Annotated in this window: 16 protein-coding genes and 1 pseudogene; 3 read left to right on the top strand and 14 right to left on the bottom strand. The window is 71.9% G+C overall.

The annotated features are described in order from the left end of the window. Nucleotides 1–94, top strand: a pseudogene (locus AB0D14_RS07555) (3-oxoacyl-ACP reductase); the annotation flags it as partial. A 105-nt stretch (nucleotides 95–199) separates the two neighbouring features. On the opposite strand, the gene AB0D14_RS07550 reads toward AB0D14_RS07555, so the two are convergent. The 14 genes from AB0D14_RS07550 to AB0D14_RS07485 form a co-directional block, all read right to left on the bottom strand. After that, nucleotides 200–574, bottom strand: coding sequence for a GNAT family N-acetyltransferase (locus AB0D14_RS07550; RefSeq protein ID WP_362775793.1), 375 nt, complete (start codon nucleotides 572–574; stop codon nucleotides 200–202). Nucleotides 575–607: 33 nt separating this feature from the next. Beyond that, nucleotides 608–1,027 carry an aspartate 1-decarboxylase gene (gene panD, locus AB0D14_RS07545; protein ID WP_362775791.1) on the bottom strand — a complete coding sequence of 140 codons (420 nt, stop codon included), beginning with the start codon at nucleotides 1,025–1,027 and terminating at the stop codon, nucleotides 608–610. A 114-nt stretch (nucleotides 1,028–1,141) separates the two neighbouring features. Next, a complete protein-coding gene (locus AB0D14_RS07540; protein WP_362775789.1) occupies nucleotides 1,142–2,179 on the bottom strand; it encodes a ketoacyl-ACP synthase III in 1,038 nt (345 codons plus the stop codon). A 114-nt stretch (nucleotides 2,180–2,293) separates the two neighbouring features. Further along, nucleotides 2,294–3,469 (bottom strand): hydroxymethylglutaryl-CoA synthase, encoded by a 1,176-nt coding sequence (locus tag AB0D14_RS07535; protein WP_362775788.1) that lies wholly within the window; start codon nucleotides 3,467–3,469, stop codon nucleotides 2,294–2,296. Further along, complete coding sequence (locus tag AB0D14_RS07530) at nucleotides 3,459–4,535, bottom strand: hydroxymethylglutaryl-CoA reductase (protein ID WP_362775786.1); 1,077 nt, start codon at nucleotides 4,533–4,535, stop codon at nucleotides 3,459–3,461. Before AB0D14_RS07530 ends, AB0D14_RS07535 begins: the two co-directional genes overlap by 11 nt. Beyond that, entirely contained in the window at nucleotides 4,532–5,608 is a 1,077-nt protein-coding gene (gene fni / locus AB0D14_RS07525; protein ID WP_362775784.1) for a type 2 isopentenyl-diphosphate Delta-isomerase, read from the bottom strand. Before fni ends, AB0D14_RS07530 begins: the two co-directional genes overlap by 4 nt. Beyond that, a complete protein-coding gene (locus tag AB0D14_RS07520) occupies nucleotides 5,605–6,789 on the bottom strand; it encodes a phosphomevalonate kinase (protein WP_362775782.1) in 1,185 nt (394 codons plus the stop codon). The genes fni and AB0D14_RS07520 overlap by 4 nt, the downstream gene beginning before the upstream one ends. After that, nucleotides 6,786–7,787, bottom strand: a complete 1,002-nt coding sequence (mvaD, locus tag AB0D14_RS07515) for a diphosphomevalonate decarboxylase (RefSeq protein ID WP_362775781.1) — start codon at nucleotides 7,785–7,787, stop codon at nucleotides 6,786–6,788. Before mvaD ends, AB0D14_RS07520 begins: the two co-directional genes overlap by 4 nt. Further along, complete coding sequence (gene mvk, locus AB0D14_RS07510; RefSeq protein ID WP_362775779.1) at nucleotides 7,774–8,781, bottom strand: mevalonate kinase; 1,008 nt, start codon at nucleotides 8,779–8,781, stop codon at nucleotides 7,774–7,776. Before mvk ends, mvaD begins: the two co-directional genes overlap by 14 nt. A 94-nt stretch (nucleotides 8,782–8,875) precedes the next feature. Then, nucleotides 8,876–10,246 carry an NAD(P)/FAD-dependent oxidoreductase gene (locus AB0D14_RS07505; RefSeq protein ID WP_362775778.1) on the bottom strand — a complete coding sequence of 457 codons (1,371 nt, stop codon included), beginning with the start codon at nucleotides 10,244–10,246 and terminating at the stop codon, nucleotides 8,876–8,878. Next, nucleotides 10,243–11,715 (bottom strand): NAD(P)/FAD-dependent oxidoreductase, encoded by a 1,473-nt coding sequence (locus AB0D14_RS07500; protein ID WP_362775777.1) that lies wholly within the window; start codon nucleotides 11,713–11,715, stop codon nucleotides 10,243–10,245. The genes AB0D14_RS07505 and AB0D14_RS07500 overlap by 4 nt, the downstream gene beginning before the upstream one ends. Continuing rightward, nucleotides 11,712–12,737, bottom strand: coding sequence for a terpene synthase family protein (locus AB0D14_RS07495; RefSeq protein WP_362775775.1), 1,026 nt, complete (start codon nucleotides 12,735–12,737; stop codon nucleotides 11,712–11,714). Before AB0D14_RS07495 ends, AB0D14_RS07500 begins: the two co-directional genes overlap by 4 nt. Before the next feature lie 141 nt (nucleotides 12,738–12,878). Further along, a complete protein-coding gene (locus AB0D14_RS07490; RefSeq protein WP_362775774.1) occupies nucleotides 12,879–13,952 on the bottom strand; it encodes a polyprenyl synthetase family protein in 1,074 nt (357 codons plus the stop codon). Beyond that, nucleotides 13,949–15,049 carry a polyprenyl synthetase family protein gene (locus AB0D14_RS07485; protein ID WP_362775772.1) on the bottom strand — a complete coding sequence of 367 codons (1,101 nt, stop codon included), beginning with the start codon at nucleotides 15,047–15,049 and terminating at the stop codon, nucleotides 13,949–13,951. Before AB0D14_RS07485 ends, AB0D14_RS07490 begins: the two co-directional genes overlap by 4 nt. 683 nt (nucleotides 15,050–15,732) lie before the next feature. Between AB0D14_RS07485 and AB0D14_RS07480 the strand changes: the two genes are divergently transcribed. Both AB0D14_RS07480 and AB0D14_RS07475 read left to right on the top strand, forming a co-directional pair. Then, complete coding sequence (locus tag AB0D14_RS07480; protein WP_362775770.1) at nucleotides 15,733–17,034, top strand: hypothetical protein; 1,302 nt, start codon at nucleotides 15,733–15,735, stop codon at nucleotides 17,032–17,034. A 250-nt stretch (nucleotides 17,035–17,284) separates the two neighbouring features. After that, a complete protein-coding gene (locus AB0D14_RS07475) occupies nucleotides 17,285–18,688 on the top strand; it encodes a cytochrome P450 (protein WP_362775768.1) in 1,404 nt (467 codons plus the stop codon). Nucleotides 18,689–19,580 lie beyond the last annotated feature (892 nt).

The following is a 19,580-nucleotide window of genomic DNA, read 5'->3' as shown; positions in this document are numbered from 1 at the left end:
GTGCGCGCAGGCGGCCTACCGGCAGATGAAGGAGCAGGACCCACAGGGCGGAAGGATCATCAACAATGGCTCGATCTCGGCGCACACGCCCCGCCTACCCGGACCCCGCGCACCCACTCACCCCGTCGCGGGACGAACGGGGCCAGGTGGTCCTACGCCGGACCCCGTCGTCCGTCGTCAGAACACCCGACAGGGCCCGTCAGAAGCGGCCAGGGTGGGCCGCGAGCCAGTCCTTCGCCGCGCTCAGCAGCGCGGGATCGGCCACCGGTGCCTCGTCCGGATGACGCTCGGCCCACTTCACGACGTACGAGCAGAGCGGAGCGACCTGCATGCCCTCGCGTGCGGAGAGGGCGTACAGCTCACGGGCGAGGGAGCCCGCGATGCCCTTGCCCTCATGGGCGGGCTCCACGACGGTGTGCACCGGGACGAGCGCGCGGCCGGGGCTTTCGAGGACGAAGTACTCGATGCGACCTGTCACCTCGGCACCGGCACCGTCACCGTCGCTGCCACCGTCACCGGAGTACGCCTCCAGGCGGCCGGCCTCACGGTCGTCACGGATCGTGATCTCGCTCATGGACTCTCCTCGTGGGTGTTCGCGGGCGGGAGGTCAGGCAGGGACGGACTGCGGGCTGCGTGCCTGGTCCGAGCCCGGTACCGGCTCGGACGGGTCCGTGCCCAGCGTCACGATCCGGTTGTCGCCGTCCACGTGCACGACGCGCGGTCGCAGCGCACGGGCCTCGGCGTCGGAGACCTGAGCGTAACTGATGAGGATCACCAGATCTCCAGGGTGCACGAGGTGGGCCGCCGCGCCGTTGATACCGACGACGCCGGACCCGCGCTCGCCCTCGATGACGTACGTCTCCAGGCGGGCGCCGTTGGTGATGTCGACGATGTGGACCAGCTCGCCGGGCAGCAGGTCGGCGGCGTCGAGGAGGTCGGCGTCAATGGTGACGGAGCCGACGTAGTGCAGGTCGGCCTGGGTGACGGTGGCACGGTGGATCTTTGATTTGAACATGGTTCGCAACATCGAGGTACTCCCACATGTAGGCTCCCTGCCTGCATTTTTGCAGGTCAAGTGCTGTTTTCACACTCTACAACGAGTCGCAGTACGCCGTGCGTGAGAGCCGATTGCGCGGTGGGATCAGCGGCGACGTGTGGGCGCAGGCTCCCATTCGAGGAGGGCCAGTCCGGCTGCCATGCCTCCGCCGAAGCCGGCCAGCAGAACGAGATCGCCCGATGCCAGCCGCTTCGCCGCGTGGTCGAGGGTCACGGGCACGGACGCCGCCCCGGTGTTGCCGTACTCCCGCACGGTCACATGGGCGCGTTCCGGCGGGAAGCCCAGATCGGCCGCCAGCTTCTCGATCATGCGGCCGTTGGCCTGGTGCGGTACGAAGTGGACACGCGGTCCGTCTGCGCCGGACGCGGGCGCACCGTGCTCGTGCAGGAAGTCGTGGATCATCGGTGCGACGTGGTCCTCGACGAAGGCGCGCACGGCCCGGCCGTCCATCGTGAAGCAGTGCAGACCGTCCGCAAGGGACTTGGGTGAGGCCGGGATGCGGCTGCCGCCCGCCGGGACGCGGATCAGGTCACGGTGGTCGGGGAACGACGCCAGGTGGGTGGCGATCACGCCCTTTCCTCGGACGGGACCCAGAACGACGGCGCCCGCGCCGTCTCCGAAGAGGATCGCGGTGCGGCGGTCGGCCGGATCGAGGATGCGGGAGTAGATGTCCGCGCCGACGACCAGGGCGTGCCCCGCGGTGCCGTTCAGCATCCGCTCGGCCGTCGTCAGGGCGAAGACGAAGCCGCTGCACACGGCGTTCATGTCGTAGGCGGGCGTGCCGGGCGGGACGCCGAGTTCGGCGGCGACCGCGGCAGCGGTGGGGGGTTGCGGCGAGTCCGGGGTGGAGGTCGCCACGACGACCAGGGAGAGGTCGCCGACGCCGATGCCGGCGTCGGCGAGGGCGGTGCGCGCGGCGATCGCGGCCAGGCCGGAGGTGATGTCGTCGGGCTTGGCCCAGCGGCGTGCCCGGATACCGGTCCGCTGCACGATCCACTCCGGTGTCACCCCGGCCGGCGTTCCTACCTCCTCGTTGGTGACGACGTTGCCGGGCAGGCAGGAACCGGTGCCCAGCACACCGACGGCTGACGCGACGGGGACAGCGGTTGAAGGATTGGCCATGTCGACTCGTTTCCGATCGGTCCGGGTGTGCGGAGACGGACTGTGCCGCGGCGCGTCGGACGTCCGGTGCCGGTCGTGGAGCACGCGCCGCCGAGGCCGGGAAGCTGCTGGAGGTCAGGCGGCCTCGTAGATGCGCTGGTGGTCGCGGAGGGCCGCCAGCCGGAACGGGCCACGGGTCTGGTGCGGCAGTTCGTACCAGCTGCCGTCGGTGGGCAGGTTCTGCAGGCGCAGCCCGCGGTAGGTCTCGTAGTCGATGGGCTGCCGGGTGCCGACGGCCTCTCGGTGCGCGTCGGCACGCAGGTGCGACCGGTAGCCGGGGCGTACCTGGGCGGCGATGAACTCGGCGACGCTGCCGGAGCCGTAGCTGAACAGACCGAGCGTGCGGCCGTCCAGGTCGGAGCAGTTCTCCAGGGCGGCGGTGAGAGCGAGGTACACGGAGGCCGTGTAGCTGTTGCCCACAGTCTCGTTGTGGCTGGTGGTGGGGGCCACGGCGTGCTGCAGCGTGTCCTCGTCCGTGCGCGCCCCGCACGTCTCCAGCAGCGTCCGGTGCGCTTTGAAGGCCAGCCGGGTGTAGGGCTGGTGGTAGCAGAAGGCCCGGAAGTCCTCCAGGGGCAGGCCGCCGCGGTCGCGGTAGTCCCGCCAGGCGCCCTCGACCGCGTCGAGGTAGGCCGTGACCGACTCCTTGCCGTTGACCAGTGCGGTGGCGCGGTAGTTGGGGCGCCAGAAGTCCATCACGTCCGCGGTGAACAGGCCCGAGGGACCGGTGAGTTCGAGCAGGGCGGGGTCGGCCGAGACCAGCATGGCGGCGGCCGCCGCACCCTGGGTGGCTTCGCCGGGGCTGTCGAGGTCGTAGCGGGAGATGTCACTGGCGATGACGAGGACCTGCTGGTCGGGGTCCCGGTGGACCAGCCCGGCGGCGAACTGCAGTGCGGCGGTGGCGCCGTAGCAGGCCTGCTTGACCTCGACGACACGGACGTGCGGCGGCAGTCCCAGCAGGGAGTGGACGTACACCCCCGCCGCCTTGGACTGGTCGATGGAGCTTTCGGTGGCGAGGACGACGGTGCGGATGCGGTCGGGGCCGTGCCGCTGCACCAAGGGCAGGGCCGCGGCCGCGGCCATGGTGACGATGTCCTCGTCGGCGGTGGGGACGCTCATCGCGTGCTGGCCGAGTCCCTTGTGGTACTTGGCGACGTCGGTGCCGTTGGAGCGGGCCAGTTCGGAGTGGTTGAGGACGAGACTGGTGGTGCGGAAGGACAGGTCGTGGATGCCGATGGCGGTCTCAGCGGGCATGGGCGTCTCCCGTGGCGCGTTCGAATCGGTTGTGGGCCTTCATCAGCTCGCCGGGGTTGGTCTGGGCGGCCAGGAGGGACAGTTCGCCGCACAGGACGGTGGCGGCGGCGAGGACGGCGAGCCGTCGGGCGTTCTCGCCGGCGGGCCGGTCCTCGCGGCAGCCGAGCCGGGTGAGGTGGGCGTCGACGAAGCCGAGGCCCTTGCCGTTGCCGACCGTGCCGAGGACCAGGTTGGGCAGGGTGCAGGAGAAGTACAGGTCGCCGTCGCGGTCCTGGGTGTAGGTGACGCCCTGGGAGCCCTCCACGATGTTCGCCGCGTCCTGGCCGGTGGCCAGGTAGAAGGCGAGGAGCATGTTGGCGTAGTGGGCGTTGGCCGAGCGGATGCCGCCGGCCAGCAGGGTGCCGACCAGGTTCTTGTTGATGTTGAGGGCGGTGATCCGGTCGGCTGTGGTGTGCAGGTGGTCCTCCACGATGTGCCGGGGCAGGAGGATCTCGGCGACGACGTTCTTTCCGCGGCCGAGGATGCCGTTGACGGCGGTGGCCTTCTTGTCAGTGCAGTAGTTCGCCGAGATGGAGCCGTAGCGGATGCCGGGGACGGTGGCCAGGAGGTGCGCGAGCAGGGCGTCGGAGGCGAGGGTGGCCATGTTGTGGCCGGAGGCGTCGCCGGTGGCGAACTCGAAGCGGACGAACAGCAGCGGTCCGGTGATCTCGTGGCGGACGTCGAGGAGTTGGGCGTAGCGGCTGCTCTCGCGGGTGATCTCCCGTAGCCGTGGGAGGTCGTTCTGGACGGCGCGGGCCGCGGTGTGGGCGGCGGCCGCGTCGTCGGCCTCCACCAGGACGGACCGTGTCATCCGCTCGTCGACGAGGGTGGTGCGGATGCCTCGCTCGACCAGGCGGGAGAGTTTCGCGCCGCGGCCGACGGAGGGCCACAGCGGGGACTCGTAGGTGGCCAGGGGCACCTCCGTCTCGGTGGCGGTCACGTTGCCGGTGACGCGTACGGGGCCCACCCAGCGCAGGGGGACGCCTGCCGTCGTGAGGTCGGTCGGCGGCTCTGCTGTGACGGTCATGCGGTGACTCCTTTCTCCGCGGTCGTGACGAGGTCGCGGTCGAGGCTGAAGGCGCGCAGCGAGCCGGTCAGCAGGACGTCGCAGTCGGCGAGTGCTTCCGGGCTGTGCGCGCCGAGCAGGGTCATGAGCGAGGTGAGGTGGTCCAGCCAGGTGGTGATGTGCCGTACGAGGGCGTCCATACCGCCGTCGAGGAGCGTGGTGAGGAAGGGGCCGGAGGCGCCGACGGCCCGTGCGCCCAGGGCGAGGGCGCGGGCGATGTCCAGGGGGTTGCGTACGCCGCCGGAGGCGAGCAGGGGCAGACCGCAGTCACGGGCGTCGAGGAGCGCGGCCGGGGTGCTCAGGCCCCAGCCCTCCAGGTAGGCGTAGTCGGGCCGGTCCCGGCGGCCGTTCTCGATGCGGGCGAAGTCGGTTCCGCCGCTGCCGGCCACGTCGGCGGCGCGCACTCCCAGTGAGGCCAGTTCGCGTACGGTCCGTCCGCTCAGTCCGAAGCCGACCTCCTTGACCACGACGGGGACGTCGACGGCGGCGGCGATACGTTCGATGCCGGTGGCCCAGTGGGCGAAGGACCGGTCGCCCTCGGGCATGACGGTCTCCTGCACGGTGTTGATGTGGATCTGCAGGGCGTCGGCGTCCAGCAGGCCGACGGCCCGGCGGGCCTGCTCGGGGGTGGCCTCGGCGTTGAGGTTGGCCAGGACGAAGCCGTCGGGGTGCTCGCGGCGCACGGGGGTGAAGGTGGACGCCGTGCCGGGGTCCTTGAGGTAGGGGCTCATGGAGCCGGTGGCGATGGGCAGTCCGGTCTCGCGGGCGGCGACGGCCAGGTCGCGGTTGATCTCGCCGGTGCGCGGGCTGCCGCCGGTCATGGCGTTGATGTACAGAGGGACCGGCCACTCGACTCCGGCGAAGCGGGTCGCCAGTGAGACCTTCTCCCGGTCGGTGCCGGCGAGCGCGTGGTGCACGAAGCGCACCTCGTCGAACGGGTTCGGACTCGGTGGCCCGCCCGGGGGCGGCTCTGTTTCGGTGGTGTGCTGGGCGTGGGCGAGTCGTACGTGGTCGTCCTTCCGGTGTGCGGTCATCGGGTATGTCCTCGCAGAGATGGGGAGACGTCGGGAACGGTCCGGTCTTCGGGAACGGTCCGGTCCTCGGCACCGGGGTCGGCGGCGAGGCCGGCGGTCACTTCGAGTGGCAGGGGGGTGATGCCGGCCGCCGTCCAGCGCAGGCGCAGCAGTGCGGCGGAGCGGTGGGCCGGGAGCAGGGCGATGCCGCAGTCGCCGCCGCCCGCGCCGGAGGGTTTGGCGGTGGCGCCGCAGGACTCCGCCACCTCGCACAGGCGGTGCAGGGGTGCGGTGACGATGCCGAGGGAGGTCTCCGCGTCGAGCCGGGTCAGCAGGCCGCGGGCGGTGCGCACGGCGTCCAGGAGTCCTTCGGGCTCGTCGTGTCGCAGCGCCCGTTCGGCGGCCGACACACACTCCTCACTGTCGTCGAGGAAGCGGGCCCGCAGGGCACCCTGCCACTTCGGCCGGGTGGCGAGGTCGGCGACGAGGGCGGTGGTGGACGCCGGGCTGCCGCTCCAGCCCACATGCAGGGCGAGCCCGGTGGGAGGCGGCAGCGGCCGGACGGCGCAGTCCGTCCAGGGTTGTCGCAGGGTGTGCGCGACGCCGTGCCGGTGCAGGCCGGCCTGCAGGCTCTGCCGGTCGGGTGACCGGTAGGACACCCATCCCCGCCAGGTCGCGGCCGCGAGGTCGGCGCCCGAGGGGCCCGCGTCGACCCGGACGGAGGCCAGCAGCGCGAGCCGGAAGCTGTCCTCGGGGGACAGCCGCATGCCGTAGTGGTCCGCCAGGGCCCGGGTGGCCGCGACGGTGACCGCCGCGCTGGATCCCAGGCCGGTCTTGACGCCTGCGCGGTGCAGGTCGCTGCGCACCGAGAGCCGTACCGGCGCGAGGCCGAGCCGCCGCTCGGTCCGCAGGCGGTCGATCGTCTCCACGACCGACACGACGTGTGCCAGCACACCGCGTACGAGCGCCGGATCCTGTCCCGGCAGCGCTTCGAGACCCTGTCCGGCGCGGCGCAGCCGTACCTCGTGGCCCAGCAGGTCGGAGTCGATCACGACGTCCGCGCCCTCGGCGGCCGTGGCGGTGACGGTGACGTACCGGTCGACCGCCACGACGACTGCGGGCCGCCCCGGTTCGAGGACGGCGTACTCCCCCGCGATCATGAGCTTTCCGGGTGCGTGGCGGGTGGTCCGGGCCGCCGTCACGCCGTCACCTGCCGGAGTCTGGCACCGGGGCCGCTGTGCGCCACGATCACCCGGGCGTCGGTGGTTTCGCGCATCCGGTCGGCGACCCGCCGGGTGTCGGCGGAGGCGCACAGCACTTTGACGTTGGGTCCGGCGTCCATCGTCGCCCAGGCGCCGACGCCCTCCTCGCGCAGTCGGCGGACGTGGCCGAGCACCGCGTCCGTGGCGGCGGTGCGGTAGCGGACGGCGGGTCGCGCGGCCTCCATGGTGGCGTGCATGCCGAGGGCGTTGCGTTCGGTGATCGCGCCGACGGCCGCCATGTCGCCGTCGTGCAGCGCCGTGTACATACGGGCGAGGTCGATGCGGCTGTCTGTCACCCAGTCCCGGTAGAGCGGTGAGGTGGCGACCGTGCGCCGCATGGCCTCCCTGCTCGACACGGGTTTGGGGCCCTCCTCCAGGACGACGGCGACCAGCGCGGCGTCCAGGCGGGCGTCCGTGACCGGTTCCGCGTAGGAGGCACGGTCGGGGTCGGGGGCGTCGGGACGGCCGGCGTGCCAGACGACGAAGCCGCCGAAGACGGACCGCGCGGCCGATCCGGATCCGCGGCGGGCCAGCCGGGACAGCTGCTCGGCGTCGCCCGGCAGGCCGTAGGCCTGGGCCGCGGCCAGGGCCAGCGCGGCGAATCCGCCGGCGGAGGAGGCGAGTCCGGCTCCCACCGGCACGGTGTTGCGAGTGTCGACCACGGCCCGTTCGGGGCGTCCGGCGCGCTCGCGTACAAGGTCCAGGAAGGTGGTGGCGCGGCGCAGTACCTCACCCCTGGCGGGGGCGCCGTCCATGACGACGTGGTCCGCCGCCGCGTCCGGGTCGAGCCGGACCGCGGTCGTCGTGGGGAACACGTCGAGCGTCATCGACAGGCTGTCGGTGAAGGGCAGGATCAGGTGTTCGTCGCGTTTGCCCCAGTACTTGATCAGGGCGATGTTGGGGTGCGCGACGGCCACCGCTGTCTCACGGGCCGTCATGTCCGGCTCCCTTCGCGACGGCGGTCGTCCAGGTGCGGGCGCCCGTACGGTTGGTGAGCGCGGTGGAGACCGACTCGGCGTGCGCGACGGTGGTGGTCAGGGCCACGACGCAGCCTCCGAGCCCGCCGCCGCTCATCTTGGCTCCGAGCGCGCCCGCGTCGAGGGCGGTACGGGCCAGCGCGTCGGTGCGGTCGGTGGTCAGGCCGAGGTCGGCGAGCATCTGGTGGCAGTCGGTGAGGTGCCGGCCCACGGCGGGGAGGCGACCGGCTGCCAGGTCGTCGAGCGCGGCGCGGGTGAATCCGGTCGAGCGGTGGACGAACCGTGTGCGGTGGTCCGGGTTGCGCGCGAAGGCGTCCCGCAGCATCCCGACGGCCTTCTTGGTGCTGCCGCCGCTGCCGCTGTCGGCCACGACGATGTGGAAGCCGGCGCCCACCTGCGGGGTACGGGTCCGGCCGTCGGCGAGGAGCACCGGCCGCTCGCGTCCCGTGGTCAGCGCGTCGATGCCGCTGGCCAGGCCGTGCGCCGACTGCTCGGACACCTGCACGAGGTCGAAGATCTCCTGTTCGTCCAGGCGGGTCCCGAACAGGGCGTCGAGCGCGCGGACCAGCGCGCGGGCGTCGGCCGCGCTGGATCCCAGGCCGCGGGACGGCGGGACGCGGCTGTCGAGCCGTATCTCCAGTGCGGGGGACGCGCCGAGGCCGGCCCGTTCGGTGAAGGCGCGCAGGAGCAGCAGGAGCTCCTCGGGTATGTCCCCTGCCGCCTCCTCAGGGGCGCTGTGCGGGCCGGGTGCGGGAAGGCGCAGGCGGGAGACAACGGCGCCGGGTCCGGTCGTACGGCGCACGGTGGCCCGGCATTTCAGCTGCGGCAGCGGGAGTGCGAGGGCGGGGGCGCCGTAGACCACGGCGTGCTCGCCGAGCAGGATGGCCTTGCCGTGCGCCTCACCCGTCGCTACCCGCTGGTCCACGGTCGTCGTGGACGTGCAGTGCGTGGACATGATCTGCGTTCCTTTCTTCCGGCCTTTCTTCCGGCCTTTCTTCCGGCAGGCTTTCGGGGGCGGTCCCTGGCGCCGGGGCGGCCGACCGCGTTCCCTAGCGGTGGCCGGCGGCGACCGCACCGGTGCTGACGACCTCGCTCACCCGCTCGGCGGCGCGCTCGCCCGTGACGAGGCTGGAGTTGGTCGCGCTGAAGGCGAGGTAGTCCCCGGCGAGCTGGATGCGCGAGCGGGTGTCGAGGCCGCGGTTGAAGTCGCGCAGCCGCGCGTAGTCGCCGGGCTTGCGCAGGATGACGGCGTTCTTCCAGCGCTGCACGTACGCCATGTCCTGGTGGGCCTCGATGTGCCGGGCCATCTCCGGCCAGGCCTGCCGGTGCACCTCGTGGGTCAGCTCGGTGACCTCCTCGTCGTCGGCCTCCCAGTGCCGCATCGCCCAGGGGTAGCGGTAGTAGCTGGTCAGCAGGGCGTGGCCCTGCGGGGCGCGGCCGGGGGCGAAGTTGTGGTTGAAGGTGATGACCCCTAGGTCGGGGTGTTCGCGCTGCGGGAAGAGCACGCAGGTGGCCGTCTCGTCCGGGACCCGGTCGACGCCGAAGTACACGTGGATGTCCGGTACGTACGGCACGTTGGCCAGGTAGTCCAGTGTCGCCGGGGCCAGACCGGGGCACAGCCGGGCGGCGACCGGGCCGGGCAGAGCGACCACCGCCGCGGCGGCCTCCTCGGTGTGCTCGGGTTCGCCCTCGCGCCGCCAGTGCACCCGGACGCCGTCTGCAGTCTCCTCCACCTGGGTGACCTCGGCGCGGGTCTCCACGTCCAGCCGGGAGGCGAGCGTCGTGGTGAGGGTGTCCACCCGGTCGTGGAAGTTGAACCAGGCGGAGTTCACGGCCGGCATCGAGAACAGGAAGTTGACCACCGACAGGTCGGGGGGCGAGTTGAAGAACATGGCGCTCATCGGGTCCACGACCCAGTCGCGGAACTGGGTGTCGAGCCGGCGCTCCGCGTAGGCGGCGGCGGTCTCGGTGTCGAGGGCGGCCGCCTCTCCCATGTCGCTGTCCCAGCGCAGCCGGTTCGCGTACTTCTTGAGGTCCGACTGCAGCCGCACCATGGCGGGCAGCGAACTCCAGGGGAGCAGGCCCGAGCGCTTGAGGTCGGTGGGCCGGTCCGCCCGCAGCCGGTGGACGCGGCCCTCGCGGCGGATCCCGACGAGGTTGTTGGTGCGCAGGGTGGTGTCCTCGATGCCGAGGTCGCGGACGAGGTCACGCATCTGCGTGTAGTTCTCGATCAGCAGGATCGCGGCCAGGTCCATGTGGTAGCCGCGGCGTTCCACCGTGCGCATGCGGCCGCCTGCGCGGTCCTCGGCCTCCAGGACGCGGACCGGGTGCCCGGCCAGCTGGAGGCGGAAGGCCGCGGTCATGCCGGCGATGCCGGCTCCCACGACGATGATCGGTTCCTTGGTGCCCGTGGCGTTCACTGTGTTCCTTTCCGAGCGGAGACAGGTACATGCGGTCGGGCCGGCGCGGGCGCCGCCTCCAGCCGCTCCCAGAGCTGGCGGGACACCTGCACCGCCGAGCAGATGCTGTGATGGGTGCTGGACTGGGTGAAGAAGTCGCCGCCGGCGAGGCGGACCCGGGAGGTGACCGGCCATGCCGAGCTGAGCCGGGCCATCTCCCGGTAGTCGCCGGGCCGGCGGAAGACCACGCACTGACCGGGACGCATGACGTGGGTCATGACGGTGTGGTTCTCGGTCTCGGGCGTCAGCCCCACGGTCCGCAGGGCCGACCGCGCGTGGTCGACGAGCTGTTCCTCGGGCAGGTCGCGGTGGCGGTCCGACCAGGAGCCGCGGAAGTGCGCCATGACGAGCCCCCGGCCCTCCGGGACCCGGCCGGGGGCGGTGTTGTGCGGCAGGATCACGCCCACGAGCGCGGGGTGTTCGGACCGCGGGACGTTGACCATCACGGCCCGTTCGGCGGTGGGCCGGTCCAGGCCGAAGGCCACGTGGACGCTGCCGGTGTACTCGACACGCCGGAAGAACTCGCTGAACGGCCGCTGCATCTGGCCGTAGAGGTCCGGTGTCCGGGAGACGGGCACGGCCAGCACGCAGGCGTCGGCCCGCTCGGTGTGCTCCCCCGTCCCGTCCTGCGCCTGCCAGGTGACCGCGACCCCGGTGGCACTCTCCTCGACCTGACGGACCGTGGCGTGGTGGGTGACGGGCAGTTGGGCGGCGAGGAGCCGCGGCAGCGCCCCGACCCCGTCGCGGAAGGTGAACAGGCCGCCGCCGCCCAGCAGGGAGTTGAGGAGCATGAACGGTGCCACGGACGAGGTGCGTTCGACGTCCTGCAGCGAGGCGAGCATGCACAGCGGGTCCAGCAGGTGGTCGACGGTGCCCGGCCGCAGCCCGCGGCGGACCGCGTAGCCGGCGACGGACTCGCCGTCGTGGCGGGCCGCCGCGGACATGTCGTACCAGTCCAGCGAACGCCGGATGCGCAGGTGGTCCAGCATCAGCTTGGGCAGGTCGGACGGGAACGGCGCGAACCGCAGCAGACCGGCAGCCATCCGCGGCAGGGAGCCGACGTGCACATGGTGCACCCGCCGGTCGCGCATGAGTCCGATGCGGTCGGAGGAGGGCAGCAGCCGGTCGTCGGCCCCCGCCAGTTCCGCGAGCCGCAGCATCGCGTGGTAGCGCCGGGACAGCAGGGAGGCGCCGGTGTCGACGAAGAACTCGCCGCGCCGTACGGAGCTCATCCGGCCGCCCACGTACTGCGGCCCGGAGCTTTCGAGCACAGTGACCCGGCAGCCGCGCCGCTGCAGGAGGAAGGCGCTGGTGAGGCCGGCGATGCCCGCTCCGACCACGACGACGTGGGGGCGTCCGTCCGGGTGCGGTCCGGCCGCGCGGGACGCCGCGGCGGCCGTGCCCTTCACCGCGGGCCGGCCGCCGCTCATGCGGGGACCTCCGAGCGGGGCTCGTCCCGGTCGTAGCGACCGTGCCGCAGATACCACTCGACGTGGTTCTGGAAGCTGAGCAGTCCGTCCGCCCAGGTCCTCAGGGCCGCTTTCTCCGCGGCGGTGTAGGGGCCGCCCGTGCCGGTGGGGCCGCCGGCCCGCGCCAGCGCCTGCTTCAGCGCCCGTACCCGCTGCTCGATCCGGTCGAGGGTCTCGGCGGCGGCGTCCTTGAGCGACTTGTTCTCCAGGCGGTGCAGCAGGACCACGAGGTTGTAGGCGTCCGGGCGGTCCAGTTCCTTCGACACCGAACACAGGTCGTTGATCCAGGACGCGATGTCGGCCGCGCAGCCGATCATCTCGGTGTACTCGGGGGTGCCGTAGAAGCGCGCCGGCAGCCGTACCGACTCGGCCTGTTCCACGAAGTCCAGCAACGGCAGCACGGGTCCGGTGTCGCGGCGCAGGGCGATGTAGGAGTCGACGCCGGGCAGGACACCGCGTGCCCGGTAGTCGGACTCCACGACGAGGGAGGTGAAGTAGTCGTCCAGATGCGCGAGGAGTTCGCCGAACTGCACCGGCGCCATGTGCTGAGCGGTCCGCTCCAGCAGGTCCGCCAGCGCGCGCTGCAGGGCGTCCTCGGCGGTGGGCAGTTGTTCGCGGCGCCTGGCGGCGTCCACCAGGCGCCTGAGCGGGGCCGCGGCCCGGTCGGCGGCGGCGGCGCTGGCGCCGGCGGCTCCGTCCTCGAAGTGGTCGTCGAGGTTGAAGTACCACATCGTCCACTGGGTGATGAGTACGCGGATACCGGTGTCCGCGCGCGGATAGCCGTGGCTGACCAGCTCGCCCGCGCACAGGCGGCGCAGCGGGTGGCGGGGGTCGCCGGAGTCGATCAGGCCCAGGCGCCTGGCCCACTCGGCGCCGCCGGTCTCGACGGCGGCGATGTCGCCGGGGTCACGCGCGGGTGCGGCGGGGAAAGGCCAGCGGGGCAGGACGGTGTCCAGGACCGGATCAGAGGCCGGGCTGTGCACGATGTCTCTCCTTTCCCGGCCGCCGGCCGGGTGGACGCCGGCCCACGGAAGGGCACGGCAAGGGACTGGGAGAAAGGCCGGGCCGTCGACCGACCGGGGTGGACGGCCGAGGCGGGGCGGTGGGGCGCCGGGGCAGCGGCGTCAGTGGTCGCGGAGAGCCAGCCACGCGGCGAGCACGCGCAGTGGCCGGGTGTCGAAGGCGGGCAGGTGGGTGGCGTCGAGGTGGTCCAGCGCCTCGGCCAGGTATCGGCGGGCGAGGCCGCTGGTCCGATGCCGCCCTCCCGCGCGCTCGACGAGGGAGGCGGCGTGCCGGAGGACGCCGGCGTCGTCCGTGGCGGGATCGCGGGCGTAGAGCTCGGCCAGTTCGGCGGCCTCGGAGCCGTCCGATCCCAGGGCGGCCACCACGGGCAGGCTCTTCTTTCGGGCGTGGAGGTCGGCGCCGGCCGGTTTGCCCGTCGCCCTGGGGTTGCCCCATATGCCGAGCAGGTCGTCCACATGCTGGAAGGCCAGGCCGAGGGAGCGGCCGAAGGCATCCAGTTCCGCCGCCCGCGCCTCGTCCGCCCCGCCCGCCAGGGCGCCCAGACGACACGCGGCGCCCATGAGCGCGCCGGTCTTCCGCGCGGCCATGGTGGTGCACTCGGCGAGGGAGACCTCGGCCCGTCCCTCGAACCCGATGTCCTCGAACTGCCCGCCGATGAACTGCTGCACGGCCTCGTTCAGCGCTGCGGTGGCCGGGGCACCTGGACTGTCGTGGCGGACCAGGGAGACCGCCAGGGCGAGCATGGCGTCACCGGCCAGCAGTGCGCCGGGGACGCCGAAGGCGCGCCAGGCGGCGGGCCGGTGACGGCGCAGGTCGTCGCGGTCGATGATGTCGTCGTGCAACAGTGAGGAATCGTGGGCGAGTTGCACAGCCGCGGCGCAGTGTGCGCCGGTCCCGACAGGGGCCCCGAGGGCCTGTGCGGAGAGCAGGGCGAGGGCGGGACGTACGGCCTTCCCCCAGCCGGCGGTGACCGGCCTGCCGTGTTCGTCCCACCATCCCAGGTGGTAGCCGACGACGATCCGTGCCTGCGGGTGCAGCGAGTCCACCGCTTCCCGCAGCACCGGGTCGGTCACCTCCCTGGCGTGGTCGAGCCATGCCTGGGGACCGGCATCGGCGGCGGGGACCGTGCGGGTGCTTGTGCCTGTCGTCGTGTCGGTGCCCTCGGCCGCGTTCACAGGACTGCTCCTTTCATGGCGGGGGCGGTCGGGACCCGGGTGGTCCACTGTTGGTGACGGGCCAGCACATGGCGGAACAGGGCGGTGAGGGTGCCGACGGCGCCGGCCTCTCCGCCCGCCCGGCTCAGCGTGTGCAGGGCTTGGTCGAGGTAACGGCGGGCGGTCCGCTCGGCCGCTGCACGCCCGCCGGCTTCCTTCACGAGACCGGCCAGAGCGGCCAGTTCGTCCTCCGCGGGGGTCTCGGTGGCACTCAGCCGGGAGGCCAGCCGGGAGGCGGCCGGGGTGTCGGAGCGCAGGGCGGCGATGACGGGATAGGTCCTCTTGCCGCTGCGCAGGTCACCGTAGGAGTCCTTGCCGCTGGCCGTGGGATCTCCCCACAGACTCTCGATGTCGTCGGCGATCTGCCACGCCACGCCCAGGTCCCAGGCGGCGGAGCGGAGCATGCGGACCGCCGGCGCGGGGGCATGGGCCAGGACCGCGCCGACTTCGAGGCAGCCGCCGAGGAGGCCGCTGGTCTTGGCGCACGCGGCGAGGTAGTCGTCGGTGTCCACTTCGTCCACCAGGTAGCCGTCCAGCTCCAGATCGGCGGCCTGCCCCTGGATGATGGCGTCCACCGCCGACGTGATGGCCGCGGTCGCCGGTTGCACCGGGGTTCCCCGGACTTCGGTGACGACCCGCAAGGCCTGGCTCAGCAACGCGTCGCCCGCCAGTACGGCGGGCCCCCGCCCAAAGGCCACCCAGGCGGTGGGACGGCCCCGCCGCAGTTCGTCGGCGTCCATCAGGTCGTCGTGCAGCAGGGAGAAGTTGTGCACCAGTTCGACGGCGACCGCACCGGGCACGGCCGACGCCGTACTCGCGCCGAACGCCCGCGCCGCGAGCATGGCCAGGGCGGCGCGCAGCATCTTGCCGGTGTGGCCGTCGGTGGGTGTGCCGTCGGGCAGGCACCAGCCCAGGTGATAGGCGCTGATGCGGGCCAGCCGCGGATGCAGTCCCTCCACCGCGGTACGCAGGGCGGGAAGCGTGGCCGCCCTGCATTCGGCCAGCGTCTCCCTGACGGTGTCCGCAGCCGGAGGGCTGAGGACCTCTGTCTGGTTCATGGACGTCGTCTCCACTCCCACTGGGCAGGTCATGACGGGTGCGGTGCGTGGCCCGCGGGTTCGCCGGGCCGTTCCGCGAGGTGCCTTCGTGCGGTGGCCACCGGTACCGACGCGCTCGGGGCCGGCCTGCGCGTAGCACGGGGGCTCGACCGGGGCCCGGTGTCCTCGACCGGGGCCGGTGCCGGCGGCGCACCCGGTCTTCGCGGGCACCGTGTTGTGCTCTGTTCTGTGCCGGCGGCCTGGGAAGCGCACCGCGCGATCCCGCCCGGAAACAGCTTCGCAATAAGGGAAGCGAATTCACTGATCCACCGACACCAGAAGTCAAGCAGCGGCCGCAGGACCGTGCCAGAGGGTTCCGTACGTTTCGGTGTCCCACGGGTCGCTTTCTTGTGAACTTGTGAACTCGCGACCGAACGCATTGTGCGGTCTGGCTCCAACGGGCCCCGGAACGAACGGAGAGTGGCCGGAAACAACCCGTTACTTATTCGGCCGATGCGGTTAGACGACAAATGGTTCCTGATCAAGAGAGGGGACCGACAGGCGGTCGCAGCATTACGGCAACTGCCGGGCACAGAGCCGTCACCGGCGGATTTGCGTTTCTGCACCGAAATGCGCTCGGAGGAGTTGACGTGGCACGCAGTCATCCGAATCAGCAGCTGAAACGGCTAATACGGGAGGCGGGATTGTCGGGCGAAGCTCTGGCCCGGTCCGTCAATCTCGCCGCCGCAGAGAACAGGCGGGTGCTCCGGTACAACCGCAAGTCGGTCGCCGGGTGGCTGGCCGGCTCCCGGCCTCCGGCCCCGGTACCCATGCTGGTGGCCGAGACCCTGACCCGGCGGCTCGGTCGGCACATCAGCGTCCAGGAGACCGGACTGGCACGCGTTCCGGACGAGCCGACCGACGCATTGCGCGCGACCGGCGGCAGGGGCCGGGAGGCGCTGGCGATGCTGACCACGGCGGACACCGCGCCGGGAACCCGGAGGGCGTTTCGCGTCTCTCCCTTCCGCCTGGGCAGCACCCCTCCGGCCTGGACCGACACGGAGCCGCAGCCCACGCAGGGCGACTGGCGGCTCGGACCCGGCCATCTCGCAGCCCTGTCGCACACCATCACGCACTACGCGGAGACCATCGACACCTACGGCGGCGCCCACGGACGCACCGCACTGGCCGCCTATCTGGCCACGGACGGCGCCACCTTCCTCGCCGCCCGAACCGACCGGCGGACCCATTCACTGCTCCTCGGAAGGCTGTCCCGGCTGACCCATCTGCTGGCCCGCATGTCCGCGGACTGCCGTCAAAGCGGGGTGGCGCAGCAGTACTTCCACGTGGCCGCGCAACTGGCGATCGAGGCCGGGGACCGTACCCAGTACGCCGTCACGCTTCGGGCGATGAGTGCACAGGCGAACCAGCTCGGGCACCGGGACCCGGCGCTCGCCCGTTCGGCGTGGTCGACAGCGCCCGAGGACGCACCGCCGCCCATCCGGGCGTATCTGATGAGTCATCTCGCCGTGGTGCACGCGACGGCCGGTGAGGAACACCGATCGCTCTCGGCCCTCTCCGACGCCATGACGCTGCACGGCGGACAGGACGAGCCCTCCTCGCCGTTCAGCGGCTACCCCATGGCCGCACTGCACTACCAGCGGGGCCATGTGCACCAGAGTCTCGGCGACTACGGCAGGGCCACTCAGGCGTTCGCCGCGTCCCTGCGGCACCGGCCGCCGCGCGCGCACCGCGCCCGGGCGCTGACACTCGCCAAACTGGGCGAAGTCCATCTGCTGGAGGGACGGCTGGACCGGGCCTGCGCCGTCACCGACCAACTGCTCGACCACTACGGCCGGATTCGCTGCCCGCGCACCGCCGACCGGCTCGAGGACCTGCGCACCAGGCTGCTGCCCTACGCGGGGCGGCCGTCCGTACGGTCGGCCCTCGGCCGCCTGGACGGCTACACCACATACCAGAGCTTCCCGGAGCGCCTCGCGGTGTGAGCGGCGTACCACCGCCCCGGCGTGACGGACGAACCCACCCGGCGCCACGGCGGCCCGCCCTGACCGATCCTGAGCGGATCCGGACGCACAAGGGCACAAGCGTGGGCCACGGAGGACACAGGCGAGCCGGACGGCCCTGTCGCGGAGCCGACGGCCCGGCATCCAATGGAAGGAAAGGTCGGCGGGCCGACGCCCCCAGGGGCCAGGCCGGTCACCGCCTGCCGCCGAGCCATGGAAAGGGATGCCGGGGATGGAGCCGAAACCGACCGAGGTACCCACTGTCGATGGACTGCCGCTTCTCGCCTCGCTGCTGGACCTGCGGCGCGACCCGTTGGGCACGTACGAACGGGCCCGAAGGGAGCACGGTGACGTGGTGCGGATCGTGTCCGGGCCCCCCGGACTGCGCACAACGATCCACTTCGTCTTCTCCGCCGCCGGCGCCCAGCAGGTGCTGGCCGGCCAGTCGGCCAACTTCCGCAAGGACGACCGCTTCTCGCAGGAGATGCGGCAGACCTTCGGCAACGGCCTGCTCAGCAGCCTCGACGACGACCACATCAGGCAACGCCGGCTCCTCTCCCCCCTGTTCGCGAAGAAGCGGGTGGCGGACTACGCCACGGCCGTCTGCGACGAGGCCGACGCCCTGTGCGCCGAATGGGAGGCCGACCGCGACGGGCGGCCCGACCTGAACGAGGACATGAGCCGGCTCACGGTGAGGATGATCACCCGCATCCTGTTCGGCTCGGACGCCGAACAGGCGACGGAAGTAGTGCGGCGCTGCATGCCCGCCCTGAGCACCTACACCCTCCGGCGCGGGCTCATGCCGCTGAACCTGCCCCGCTCCTTCCCCACACCCGCCAACCGCCGGGCGCGCGCGGCCCAGGAGGAGCTGCACGCGCTGTGCGACCGCCTGATCGAGCAGCGTCGGCGCAGCGCCACCTCGGGCGATGAGGCGGGGACAGATCTGCTGACCCTGCTCATCAACGCGCGCAGCGACGAGGACACCCCGCTGACCGACGAGGAACTGCGCGACCAGGTACTGGTCTTCCTGCTGGCGGGGTCGGACACCACGGCGACGTCGCTCACGTTCACCATGCACATGCTGGCGCAGCACCAGGACGTCCAGGACTCCGTCCGCGACGAGGTGCGTTCCGTTCTCGGCGGACGCCGGCCCACTCCTGCCGACCTGGACGCGCTGCCCTCCGTGGAGCGAGTGCTCAAGGAGGCCATGCGCCTCTACCCCGCGGCGCCGGTCCTGATCCGGCGGGCGGCGCGGTCGACAGTCATCGACGGGTACGCGATACCGGCGGGGGCCTACGTGTACGTGTCGCCCTGGGTGACGCACCGCCATCCCTCCTACTGGCCGGACCCCGAGCGGTTCGCCCCCGACCGCTTCCGCCCGGAGGAAGAGAGCCGCAGGCCGCGCTATGCGTGGTTCCCGCTCGGCGGCGGCCCGCGCTCCTGCATCGGCAACCACTTCGCCATGCTCCAGATGAAACTCGCCGTGGCGACGCTGCTCCAGCGGTACCGCTTCACCGGGACAGCGCCGCACGTGCCGCTGGAGGTGGGCGTCACCATCCGGGCGGCGCGAGCCGTGGACTGCAGTCTGTCCCCAGTCGGCCGCGTCCCGGCGGACACGCTCTCCCGGGCCCGCTGAGGCCTGTGGACCCCCGTCGGCGGGGAGTGGCGGCCGCACACCGCGCGGGGCACCGTCCGCCGCCCCTCCCCGCGTCGCCACGGCGCTGTACGGCGTGAATATCGCTGTCGGCACCCCGCCGGGAGACCGAAACGGGCATGAACCGGTCCGCCGGCTCACCCCATACGGGCACACTCCGGAATACAAGGAGAGCACCCTTCCGGATATGCGACACCACAAAAAGACGTCATGTCCTGCGGCTTCCCATCTGCAGACGACGGTTGCGAAGATGCCCGAGCGCGGGCACCGGAGTTCGGCCGGTTCTGGTCAATCACGCATCCCTACAGCCATTACTTGCCTCACCCTTAGGACTGACTTAGCCTGTTGATTACTGTTTCAACGTGAACCATCGCGCCGAATGCGTCACGGCGGGGTGGCGAAAAGTCAACCCATTGCACTGTGCGGCACCTCGTTTCCTTCGGGCACTCGATGGGAGACAGAAATGGGTAACGCCTTGCCTCTTACGCGAAATTCGTACCGTTCATGCAGGTCGCGCAGACAATTCAGGACCGATGCCTTCGCAGCGGCTCGGAAAGAAATCACTCCCCTGCCCCGCATCCAATCCGAGTACGACGCGACCCGACCACTCGCCACCGACGACCCTTTTACGTGGCTGCCCTGGCACCCTCAGGAGGACGCGGCGGAGGACGAGGAACCTGAACCCTCCGCCCCCCAGGACCCCCAGCAGCCGGCACCGTCGCGAGACCGCGCACCCGAGGGGACTTCGCTCGCCGTCTGATCCCCGTTACGACCACGAGCCGGAACACCGCGGTGGAACTGCGGGAGGGCGAAACCTATCTTCATGACGTCCTTCGTGCCGTGTTGCTGCCGGAGTGGAGCCCCGCTCCACTCC

Origin of the sequence: Streptomyces sp. NPDC048484 (assembly GCF_040651415.1) — a bacterium.
Classification (GTDB): domain Bacteria; phylum Actinomycetota; class Actinomycetes; order Streptomycetales; family Streptomycetaceae; genus Streptomyces.
The sequence above is the reverse complement of the archived record's forward strand: the minus strand, read 5'-3'. Positions and strand labels throughout refer to the sequence as shown.

Excerpts from the sequence above, each read along its gene's own strand:
- AB0D14_RS07550 (WP_362775793.1), bottom strand. The coding sequence starts at position 574 with ATGAGCGAGATCACGATCCGTGACGACCGTGAGGCCGGCCGCCTGGAG.
- panD (WP_362775791.1), bottom strand. The coding sequence starts at position 1,027 with ATGTTGCGAACCATGTTCAAATCAAAGATCCACCGTGCCACCGTCACC.
- AB0D14_RS07540 (WP_362775789.1), bottom strand. The coding sequence starts at position 2,179 with ATGGCCAATCCTTCAACCGCTGTCCCCGTCGCGTCAGCCGTCGGTGTG.
- AB0D14_RS07535 (WP_362775788.1), bottom strand. The coding sequence starts at position 3,469 with ATGCCCGCTGAGACCGCCATCGGCATCCACGACCTGTCCTTCCGCACC.
- AB0D14_RS07530 (WP_362775786.1), bottom strand. The coding sequence starts at position 4,535 with ATGACCGTCACAGCAGAGCCGCCGACCGACCTCACGACGGCAGGCGTC.
- fni (WP_362775784.1), bottom strand. The coding sequence starts at position 5,608 with ATGACCGCACACCGGAAGGACGACCACGTACGACTCGCCCACGCCCAG.
- mvaD (WP_362775781.1), bottom strand. The coding sequence starts at position 7,787 with ATGACGGCCCGTGAGACAGCGGTGGCCGTCGCGCACCCCAACATCGCC.
- mvk (WP_362775779.1), bottom strand. The coding sequence starts at position 8,781 with ATGTCCACGCACTGCACGTCCACGACGACCGTGGACCAGCGGGTAGCG.
- AB0D14_RS07500 (WP_362775777.1), bottom strand. The coding sequence starts at position 11,715 with ATGAGCGGCGGCCGGCCCGCGGTGAAGGGCACGGCCGCCGCGGCGTCC.
- AB0D14_RS07485 (WP_362775772.1), bottom strand. The coding sequence starts at position 15,049 with ATGAACCAGACAGAGGTCCTCAGCCCTCCGGCTGCGGACACCGTCAGG.
- AB0D14_RS07475 (WP_362775768.1), top strand. The coding sequence starts at position 17,285 with ATGGAGCCGAAACCGACCGAGGTACCCACTGTCGATGGACTGCCGCTT.